The sequence below is a fragment of the Promicromonospora sp. NPDC060204 genome, assembly GCF_042728455.1.
Lineage (GTDB): Bacteria > Actinomycetota > Actinomycetes > Actinomycetales > Cellulomonadaceae > Promicromonospora.
Window position 1 is genome coordinate 1 of the sequence record NZ_JBHWZO010000237.1, and the last position, 9,705, is coordinate 9,705.

A 9,705-nucleotide genomic window follows, 5' to 3' on the forward strand; every position below is an offset into this window, starting at 1 on the left:
TCTGAGCCGTCGACTCCACGTCGACCTGGCCTACGCGTGCTCGGCCCTCTGTCCGGCCGCCTCCGTCCGGCCGTAGCCGGCCCCCGCACCACCCCCGCGCCGCCGCGCGCCCCCCCCCCCCCCCCGACCTGAGGTATTTCACCCTAGGGCGTGGGCGCCCCAGGCAGTTCGAGAGGGAACCTTACCCCTCTCGACTACTCGTCACCGCCGAGGGTGATGACGCTGTACACCTCGTCCTGCACCGGGGAGATCGGGTAGCCCTCGACCCCGGGTGCGACGACGAGCGACGGCACCGGGCTGGCCAGCGGGACACCGGGGAGGGCGTCCATGATCACCTCGTTGGCGTTCTTGTAGGCGTCCTCCTGCTCGTCCAGCGGAGCGTTGCGGGCGTCCTTGATCGCGTCGAAGACCTCCTGGTCGTCGAAGCCCCACTCCAGCGACGGCGCCCCGAAGAACGTGCCGATGAAGTTGTAGGTGTCGTTGTAGTCACCCGTCCAGCCCAGCAGGTGCAGACCGTGCTTCTCGCCGCCCTGGATGGTGTCGATGTACGTCGGGCTCCACGGCTCCGGCGTCGCCGTCACCGTGATGCCGACCTCCTCGAGGTCCGCCGAGACGGCCTCGTAGATCGCGGCGGGGTCCGGCATGTACGGACGCGAGACCTCGGTCGGGTAGTTGAACTCGAGCTCGAGGTTCTCCTGGCCGGCCTCCTTGAGGAGCTCCTTGGCCTTCTCGGGGTCGTAGTCGTACGTGGTGACGTCGTCGCTGTAGCCCGTGACGATCTCCGGCACGAACTGCGTGGCGGGCACGGTGCCCTCCGGGAGCGTCGCCTGGACCAGGCCCTCCTTGTCGATCGCGTACGCGATCGCCTGGCGGACCTTGATGTCGTCCAGCGGCTTCTGTGCCTGGTTCATGCCCAGGTACAGGATGTTGAACGCGTCGCGGTCCAGGAGCGTGTAGCCGGCCTCCTTGAGCGCGTCGACGTCGGCCGGCGCGACCAGGTCGTAGCCGTCGATGTCACCGGCCTCGAGCGCCTGACGACGCGCCGTGCCGTCGGCGATCACCGTGAAGACGATGGTCTTGACGTCGCCGATCTCGCCCCAGTAGTTCTCGTTGGCGGCGAGCGTGACGCTCTCGCCGCTCTTCCACTCCTTGAACGTGTACGGGCCCGTGCCGACCGGGTGCTCCCGGCCGTACTCGGTGAGCTTCGGCGCGTCGGCCGTGCCCTCGACGTCGTCCGCGCCGAACTCCTCCATCGCCGTGGGCGACTGCATGGAGAACGACGGCAGCGACAGCGCCGGGACCAGCTCGGGGATCGGCGTGTTCAGCGTGATGACGGCGGTGGCCGCGTCGGACGCCGCGCACGAGTCGTACAGGCTGTCCTCGCCCGCACCACCGAAGACCGCCTTGTAGTAGTACGAGAGGTTCTCGTGGGCGGCCAGACCGGTCCAGTCGTGCCAGCGGTCGAAGTTGGCGCACACGGCCTCGGCGTCGAAGTCCGTGTCGTCCTGGAACTTCACGCCCTCCTTGAGGTGGAACGTGTACTCCAGGCCGTCGTCGCTGATGTCCCAGCTCTCGGCGAGCAGGGGGGCGGGGTCGGCGGTGCCGGGCTCGACACCGACCAGGCCCTCGAAGATCTGGCGGGCGACCCGGAACGTTTCGCCGTCGCTGGCGAACGCGGGGTCGAGCGAGCTGGGCTCGGCCGAGCCGGCGAAGACGAACGTGCCGTCACTGCCCCCGCCCTCACCGCCGTCGGCGTCCCGCTCGCTGGCGACACAACCGCTCAGAGCCACCGCGAGCGCGGTCACCAGGGTGACGCCGCCCGCAAGGCGCGTAGCGCGTCGACGCATGGCACTCTCCTTCCTCGAGCGCATCGGCAGGCCCGGGTTCGGGCACGACGACGCGCAGACGTTTGCGCCTGACCTTAAGAGCCCTTTCGTTGCTTCCGTATTTCGCTACGGCACTCGCAATCCAATCGTGACCCTTTTGTTACCGCTATGAATGTGGTAGTTGGCCCGGGCTTCACCGGTGCGTGCGGGCGCGGGCCGAACGGGGATGATGGCACCGTGACCTCTGACGAACCGGTGTCCTTCGGCTACCGCGACCTGCCCGACGACCGCGGCGTCGCCCGGAGCTGGTGGGACGCCAACGCCGGCGAGTACCTCGACGAGCACCGCGACTTCCTCGGCGACGCCGGGTTCCGCTGGGGCCCGGAGGGCCTGACCGAGGCGGAGGCGGGCCTGCTGGGCGACGTCGCCGGGCGTGACGTGCTGGAGGTCGGGGCCGGGGCCGCGCACTGCTCGCGCTGGCTCGCGTCCCGCGGCGCGCGGGCGGTCGCCACCGACTTCTCGGCGGGCATGCTGGCCGGTGCCTCCCGGCTGGACGCCGCGACCGGCGTCGTCGTGCCGCGGGTGCAGGCCGACGCGCGGGCGCTGCCGTTCGCGGACGGCAGCTTCGACGTCGTCTTCACGTCGTTCGGCGCCCTGCCCTTCGTGCCCGACCCCGTCCGTGTGCACCGCGAGGCCGCCCGCGTGCTGCGGCCCGGCGGCCGCTGGGTGTTCTCGGTGACCCACCCGCTGCGCTGGGCGTTCCCGGACGACCCGAGCCTGCACGGCCTCACGGCCAACCGGTCGTACTTCGACCGCCGCCCCTACGTGGAGGCCGACGCCGCCGGGCGGGTCGTCTACGCGGAGTACCACCGCACCGTCGGCGACCACGTGCGTGACGTGGTCGCCGCCGGGCTGCGCCTGGTCGACCTGGTCGAGCCCGAGTGGCCGGACTGGAACGACCAGGTCTGGGGCGGCTGGGGCCCGGAACGCGGCCCCTACCTGCCGGGCACGGCGGTCTTCGTGACGACCCGCCCCTGACCGCGGCTAGTGGCCCGCCTCGTGCCAGGTGGCGCCGGTGCCGACCGAGACGTCCAGCGGCACGTTGAGCTCGAACGCCGCGCCCATCTCGGTGCGCAGCACCTCCTCGGCCGCGTCCCGCTCGCCGGGCGACACCTCGAGCACGAGCTCGTCGTGCACCTGCAGCAGCAGGCGCGAGGCGAGACCGCGCTCGTCGAGCGCGCGCTGCACGCGGAGCATCGCGAGCTTGATGATGTCGGCGGCGCTGCCCTGGATGGGCGCGTTGAGCGCCATCCGCTCCGCCATCTGCCGGCGCTGCCGGTTGTCGCTCGTGAGGTCGGGCAGGTAGCGGCGCCGGCCCAGGATCGTGGCGGTGTAGCCCGTGGCGCGCGCCTCCTCGACCACGCCCGACAGGTAGTCGCGCACGCCGCCGAACCGCTCGAAGTAGTCGTCCATCAGCGTCTGCGCCTCGCCCGTGGCGATGTTGAGCTGCTGCGACAGGCCGAAGGCGCTCAGGCCGTAGGCCAGGCCGTACGACATGGCCTTGATCTTGGAGCGCATCTCGGGGGTCACGTCGGCGGGGTCGACCTCGAACACGCGCGAGCCCACGTAGCGGTGCAGGTCCTCCCCCGAGTTGAACGCCGCGATCAGGCCCTCGTCGCCCGACAGGTGCGCCATGATGCGCATCTCGATCTGGCTGTAGTCGGCCGTCAGGAGAGACTCGTAGCCCTCACCCACGCGGAACGCCCGGCGGATCTGCCGGCCCGCCTCGGTGCGGATCGGGATGTTCTGCAGGTTGGGGTCGGTCGAGCTCAGGCGGCCCGTGGCGGCGATCGTCTGCTGGAACGTGGTGTGGATGCGGCCGTCCGGGGCGACGGACTTCAGCAGCCCCTCGACCGTGACCCGCAGGCGCGAGACGTCGCGGTGCGCCAGCAGGTGCGCCAGGAACGGGTGCTCCGTCTTGACGAACAGGTCCTGCAGGCTCGCCGCGTCGGTGGTGTAGCCGGTCTTGATCTTCTTGGTCTTGGGCATGCCGAGCTGGTCGAACAGGACCTCCTGCAGCTGCTTGGGGCTGCCGAGGTTCACCTCGCGGTCGATCACGGCGTAGGCGTCGGCCGCGGCGTCGGCCACCCCCTGGGCGAACTGCTTCTCCAGGCCAGTCAGGTACTCGGTGTCGGCGGCGATGCCGATGCGCTCCATCCGGGCGAGCACGCCCGACAGCGGCAGCTCGACGTCGTCCAGCAGGTGGGTGGCGTCGCGGTCGGCGAGCTCGCCCTCCAGCGCGGTCGCCAGGTCGGCGACGCCCTGGGCGCGCACCGCCTCCGCCTGCCCCTCGGTGTCACCCTCCAGCGACAGGTCCAGCGCGCCCTGCGCGCCCTCCGGCTCGACGACCTTGAGCTCCCGGCCCAGGTGCCGCACGGCGAGGTCGCCCAGGTCGTAGCCGCGCTGGTCGGGGTAGCACAGGTAGGCCGCGAGCTCGGTGTCGAACACGACGCCGTCGAGCTCCATGCCACGCGCCGCGAGCATGTGCGCGGCTGCCTTGGCCCCGTGCAGCACCTTGGGCGCGTCGGCGTCGGCGAGCCAGGCCGCGAGCGCCTTCTCGTCGTCGGGCCCGAGCTGCGTGAGGTCGAGGTAGGCGGCCTCGCCGCCGGGCTGCGCCACGGCGACGGCCCAGGCGTCGCCGCCGCCGGGCGTGGTCTTGCCGGACACCTCGACGCCCACGCGCCCGGTGCGGGCGTCGAGCCAGGCGCCGAGGGCGCCCGGGTCGAGGTCGGCCAGGTCGAGCTCGACGGATGCGCCGGCGGGCGCCTCCTCCTCGGCCACGCCCGCGGGGTCCACGGCGAGCAGGCGGTCGCGGAGCTGGCCGAACTGCAGCGTGTCCGAGACGAGGTGCACGGCCGCGCGGTCGAAGCCCTCCAGGGCGAGGTCGGTCACGGCGAGCGGCAGCTCGACGTCGGTCAGCAGGGCGTTCAGCTCGCGGTTGACCCGCACCTGGTCGAGGTGGGCGCGCAGGCTCTCCCCCGCCTTGCCCTTGACCTCGTCGGCGGCGTCCAGCAGCGCGGCGAGGCCGCCGTGCGCGGTGATCCACTTGGCGGCGGTCTTGGGCCCGACGCCGGGCACGCCCGGCAGGTTGTCGCTGGTCTCGCCCACGAGCGCCGCGAGGTCCGGGTACCGCTCGGGCGGCACGCCGTACTTGGCCTCGACCGCCTCGGGGTCCATGCGGGCCAGCTCGGAGACGCCCTTCTTGGGGTACAGGACGGTGACGTCGCCGTTGACGAGCTGCAGCGTGTCCCGGTCGCCCGAGCAGACCAGCACCTCCATGCCCGCGGCGCTGGCCTGCGTGGACAGGGTCGCCAGGATGTCGTCGGCCTCGATGCCGGCGAGCTCGATCGAGCTGATCCGGAGGGTGTCGAGCACCTCCTTGATCAGGGGCACCTGCCCCTTGAACGCGTCCGGCGTGGCGTCGCGCGTGCCCTTGTAGGCGGGGAAGCGCTCCGTGCGGAACGTGACCCGGCCCGCGTCGAACGCCACCGCCATGTGGGTGGGCTGCTCGTCACGCAGCAGGTTCGTCAGCATCGACGTGAAGCCGTAGACGGCGTTGGTGATCTGTCCTGAGCTGGTCGCGAGGGTGTCGGGCAGCGCGTAGAACGCCCGATAGGCCATGGAATGGCCGTCGATCAGCAGGAGACGGGGGCGGCCTGAGGACGGCGTACCCGGAGTACGGCTTGGCGCGGTGGAGGTCACGCCTGACAACATAGCTCGCATGACTGACACGAGCGCTTCCGCGACGCCTTCCGACGCCGGTTCCGGCACCGGCTCCGGGTCCGGTTCCGGGGTCGAGATCGACTGGAAGGCCATGTACGCCGGCGCGGACACCGCGGGCACGCTCTTCGAGCGCATGGAGATGGAGCTCCTGGAGCTCGCCCCGGACCGCGCCGTCGGGCGGATCCCGGTGAAGGGCAACACGCAGCCCGCGGGCCTGCTGCACGGGGGCGCCTCCGTGGTGCTCGCCGAGACCCTGGGCTCGCTGGCCGCGCAGGCGCACGCCGGGCCGGGCAAGAAGACGGTGGGCATCGAGGTGAGCGCCACGCACCACCGGGGCGCGCGCGACGGCCACGTCACGGGCACGGCGACGGCGATCCACCTGGGCCGGTCGACGGCGTCCTACGAGATCGTGATCACCGACGACGCGGGCAAGCGGGTGTGCACGGCGCGGCTGACCTGCATGATCCTCGGCTGAGACGAGGCACCCGCACGACGTGCACCGGCGCCGCCGACAAGCACCACAGTGACCGACGGCATCGCCGCCCCAAGGAAAGGCTTACGCAGCCGGGGACGTAACGGAGAGGTAGCACTGCTACGTGCTCGTTACCCTCCCCGCTGCGAAGGCATTTCCCCGGCCCTGGTCTGCTGCGGCGGCCGTCGCCGGTCTCAGCCGGCCTTCGCCGGGTGGCGGCGCGACGGGGCGCCGCCGCCCACCGCGCGCATGTCGATGGGCCCGGACTCCATGACGGAGCGGGCCCGGCGCCGGCGGGCGATGAGGTCCTCGATGCCGCCGCGGGCGAACCGGCGGCCGTGCGCGGCGCCGTCGCGGGCGGTGGCCTCGGCCGCGAGGCGGCGCTGCAGCGCGGCGACGGACGCCACGCGGTGGCCGGCGGCGGGGGCGAACCCGAGCCGGGCGAGGAAGCGCTGGACGCCCCGGTTACCGGGTACGGGCGCGGAGTAGATGTCGTGGCACTCGTGCTCGGCCGCGAGGTCGGTGGCCGCACGCAGCAGGGCGTGCCCGACGCCGTGGCGGCGGGCCTGCGGCGACACGAACAGCATGTCCAGGTACAGGCTGGCGCGCTCCGCGAAGAGGTAGGCCGCCACGACCCGGCCGAGGACGACGCCGACGACCTGGCCGTCCTGCTCCGCGACCAGCACGTGACCGCCCGCGGCCAGCAGCACGCTGAGGTGCTCCAGCAGCCGGTCGGCCTCCTGGGCGCCGAGCTGGGCCCCGGTGGGCGAGTCGTCGCGCGCGGCAGCGGCCAGCGCCGCGACGGCGGGCAGGTCGGCCTCGCGCGCGGGGTGGATGTCCAGCACGGTGCGCACGCTCATCTCCTCCCGGGTGTCTGCGGGCCGGGCGTCACGCCCGGCTCCGCGCAGACACTAGTCCCGAGCGGGCCGGCAGAAAACAGGCAGTGCTGAATTTCACCCGCTCCGGGACGACGGTTCCGGATGGCGCGTCTCACCGGTCGCTCAGGCCCCGACCTGCTCGATGACGGCGTCGGCGACCTCGCGCATGGTGAGGCGGCGGTCCATCGACGTCTTCTGGATCCAGCGGAACGACTCCGGCTCCGACAGGCCCATCTTGGTCATGAGCAGGCCCTTGGCGCGGTCCACGCGCTTCCGGGTCTCGAAGCGCTCGGTCAGGTCGGCGACCTCGGCCTCCAGCGCACCGATCTGCGAGTACCGCGAGATCGCGATCTCGACGGCGGGCAGCAGGTCGGCCGGGGTGAAGGGCTTGACCACGTAGGCCATGGCGCCGGCGTCGCGGGCGCGCTCGACGAGCTCCGTCTGCGAGAACGCCGTGAGCAGCACGACGGGCGCGGCGTGGGCCTTGCCGATGCGCTCGGCCGCGGAGATGCCGTCCAGCTCGGGCATCTTGACGTCCATCACGACGACGTCGGGCTTGAGCTCGATGGCCAGGTTGACGGCGGTCTCGCCGTCACCGGCCTCACCCACGACGTCGAAACCCGCCTCGCGCAGGGTCTCGACCACGTCCATGCGGATGAGTGCCTCGTCCTCCGCCACGACGGCGCGACGGGAGGGGTTGGCGGGAGCTGCCTCGGGCTCGGCGTCGACCAGCGGGGGCAGATCCAGGGAAAGCTTCTCGGTGTTCTCGTCGGTCACGAAGGACATCCTACGTTGCACACCTGGGCTTGGGACCCAGCCCGGCGGTGTGGTTCGATGTGCGCCGGGACATATTTTATGTCCTGGCAGGCCGGGTTGGCGGAACAGGCAGACGCGGCGCTCTCAAAAAGCGCTGCCCGCGAGGGCGTGTGGGTTCGAGTCCCACACCCGGCACCAGCAGGCTCAGCGCCCGTGGACGAGCTCCGACGTCCGGGCCTCCTCGTACCGGACGACCTCCAGGCCGAACTCCGCCAGGATCTCGGGCAGCAGCCGCACCACGTCCCGGTCCTTGTCCCGGTTCGCCTCGGACAGCTCCGACCACGGCACGCCGATCATCGGGTGGATCCGGGCGGCGTCGTCCCGCACCGGGCCGCTGCGCCAGCCCGCGGCGACCCGCACGGACTCCCACAGCTCGTGCTCGGCCTCGGCGAGCCGGTCGAGCTCGGCGCCGTCGAACACCACGTCCGGGGCGCCGTCGCGCGGCGCGATCGTCGCGCCCATGCGCGACAGGCGTGCGGGCAGCCCGACCACCCAGCCGCGGTTGGAGGCCCGCAGGTCGTCCGGCAGGTCCTCCCAGCGCACCATCGCGGGGACCTCGCCCCAGCCGACGCCGCGCTCGAGCTGGTTGCGCAGGTAGACGTGGTGCACGGAGCGCGCGATCCGCTCGTACATGTCGGCGTGCGCCCGGGCCTCGACGCGCTCGACGTCGGCGAGCAGGTCGCGCGTGGTCACGGTCCGCAGCCGGCCGTCCAGGTTGTCGAGCACGCGCGACGCCTCGGTGCCGAACGCGCTCGTCAGGCCCGCGAGGCCGTCGAGCAGGAGCACCAGCGACCCGGGGCCGCCGTGCCACAGCCGGGTCGCCGTCAGCGCCACCCGCAGGGACACGCCGTCCGACGCGTGGCACACGTACACGGTGTCCGGGGCGCCGCCGCCCGCGCCGAGCACCGGCACCGCCCGCAGCTCGATCCGCTGGGCCACGGGCGACCAGCGGGCCCGCAGCTCGCCCGCCACGTGGTCGGCGTCGTCCGCGCTCAGGTCGACGACCAGGCGCAGCCCGTCCCCCGCGAGCTCCCACTCCCGGGCCAGCCCCACCACGAGGGCCTTGGCGAACTCGCCCGAGCCGACCACCACCAGGTGGGTCACCGGGGCCGGCCCGCCCGGGGCGTCCAGGATGCGCCGCACCTCGCGGACTGCGAGGGCCTGCGCGGCGATCACGTCGAGCGTGAAGAAGTCCACGCCGGGCTCGGCGCAGCTCAGGTGCCGCGCCTGGAGCGCCACACCGAGGTCGGGGTCGCTGACGTGGGCGTACAGCCGGTCGGGGCCGCTGCCCGCGCGGCGGACCGTGGCCTCCGCCTCGGCGACGGTCAGCACGTTCGCCGTCGCGTCGGTGGTGTCGTCGACGCACGCGTACAGGACGGTGGCGCCCGTGAGGCCGACGCCGGGCAGGCCCGCGGCGTCCGGGGTGCGCAGCACCCTGTGCCCGGCCGCGACCAGCGCGGCGGTGACCGTGTCGGCGGCGTCGGTCTCCCCGACGACGATCGCGTGGCCGCGGGCACGGCGCTGGTTGAACCGCCGGATCTCACCGGTGAACAGGGCGCGCGCCGCCTCGAACAGGGCGTAGACGGCGGTCCCGGGGGCGAGGAACCGCGCGACCTGGAGCTGCCAGGACAGCGGCCCGCCGTCGCTGGCCGGGTCGGCGCCCAGCACGAAGAGCTGCAGGTCGTGGTAGACGACGTCGTACCAGGTGCGGCCGGGCACGTGCGTGGTGTCGAGCATCAGGCCCCACCAGCCGAGGCTGAGCGAGACCACCACGAGGACGGCGAAGCCGATCCGGGACCAGGGCAGGGAGGCGCGGTTCACGCCGGGAACAATAGCGACATCTGCCCCACCCGACTCCCCCACCCGACTGCCAGGGTGACAACGACGACGCCGAGTCAGCATGTTGGTCCGCCCGGCCCCGGGGAATTCC

Annotated in this window: 7 protein-coding genes and 1 tRNA gene; 3 read left to right on the forward strand and 5 right to left on the reverse strand. The window is 72.7% G+C overall.

The features are described 5' to 3' along the window. Positions 1–194: 194 nt before the first annotated feature. On the reverse strand, positions 195–1,847 hold the full coding sequence (locus ACFWEJ_RS23170) for an ABC transporter substrate-binding protein (RefSeq protein ID WP_377231540.1): 1,653 nt from the start codon (positions 1,845–1,847) through the stop codon (positions 195–197). Positions 1,848–2,063: 216 nt separating this feature from the next. On the opposite strand from ACFWEJ_RS23170, the gene ACFWEJ_RS23175 reads away from it, so the two are divergent. After that, complete coding sequence (locus tag ACFWEJ_RS23175; RefSeq protein WP_377231541.1) at positions 2,064–2,864, forward strand: class I SAM-dependent methyltransferase; 801 nt, start codon at positions 2,064–2,066, stop codon at positions 2,862–2,864. Positions 2,865–2,870: 6 nt separating this feature from the next. On the opposite strand, the gene polA is transcribed toward ACFWEJ_RS23175, so the two are convergent. Then, positions 2,871–5,600: a DNA polymerase I gene (gene polA, locus ACFWEJ_RS23180; protein ID WP_377231542.1), complete on the reverse strand. Its 2,730-nt coding sequence runs from the start codon at positions 5,598–5,600 to the stop codon at positions 2,871–2,873. A gap of 100 nt (positions 5,601–5,700) precedes the next feature. On the opposite strand from polA, the gene ACFWEJ_RS23185 reads away from it, so the two are divergent. Beyond that, positions 5,701–6,084, forward strand: coding sequence for a PaaI family thioesterase (locus tag ACFWEJ_RS23185; RefSeq protein ID WP_377221261.1), 384 nt, complete (start codon positions 5,701–5,703; stop codon positions 6,082–6,084). 191 nt (positions 6,085–6,275) lie between these two features. Here ACFWEJ_RS23185 and ACFWEJ_RS23190 read toward each other — a convergent pair whose 3' ends face one another. Beyond that, positions 6,276–6,935 (reverse strand): GNAT family N-acetyltransferase, encoded by a 660-nt coding sequence (locus ACFWEJ_RS23190; RefSeq protein ID WP_377231543.1) that lies wholly within the window; start codon positions 6,933–6,935, stop codon positions 6,276–6,278. A 147-nt stretch (positions 6,936–7,082) separates the two neighbouring features. Then, positions 7,083–7,745 (reverse strand): ANTAR domain-containing response regulator, encoded by a 663-nt coding sequence (locus ACFWEJ_RS23195; RefSeq protein ID WP_285102343.1) that lies wholly within the window; start codon positions 7,743–7,745, stop codon positions 7,083–7,085. Between the two features lie 81 nt (positions 7,746–7,826). On the opposite strand from ACFWEJ_RS23195, the gene ACFWEJ_RS23200 reads away from it, so the two are divergent. Continuing rightward, a tRNA-Leu gene (locus ACFWEJ_RS23200) sits at positions 7,827–7,913 on the forward strand. A gap of 6 nt (positions 7,914–7,919) precedes the next feature. Here the strand turns inward: ACFWEJ_RS23200 and ACFWEJ_RS23205 are convergent. After that, positions 7,920–9,596: a RyR domain-containing protein gene (locus ACFWEJ_RS23205; RefSeq protein ID WP_377231544.1), complete on the reverse strand. Its 1,677-nt coding sequence runs from the start codon at positions 9,594–9,596 to the stop codon at positions 7,920–7,922. Positions 9,597–9,705: the final 109 nt, after the last annotated feature.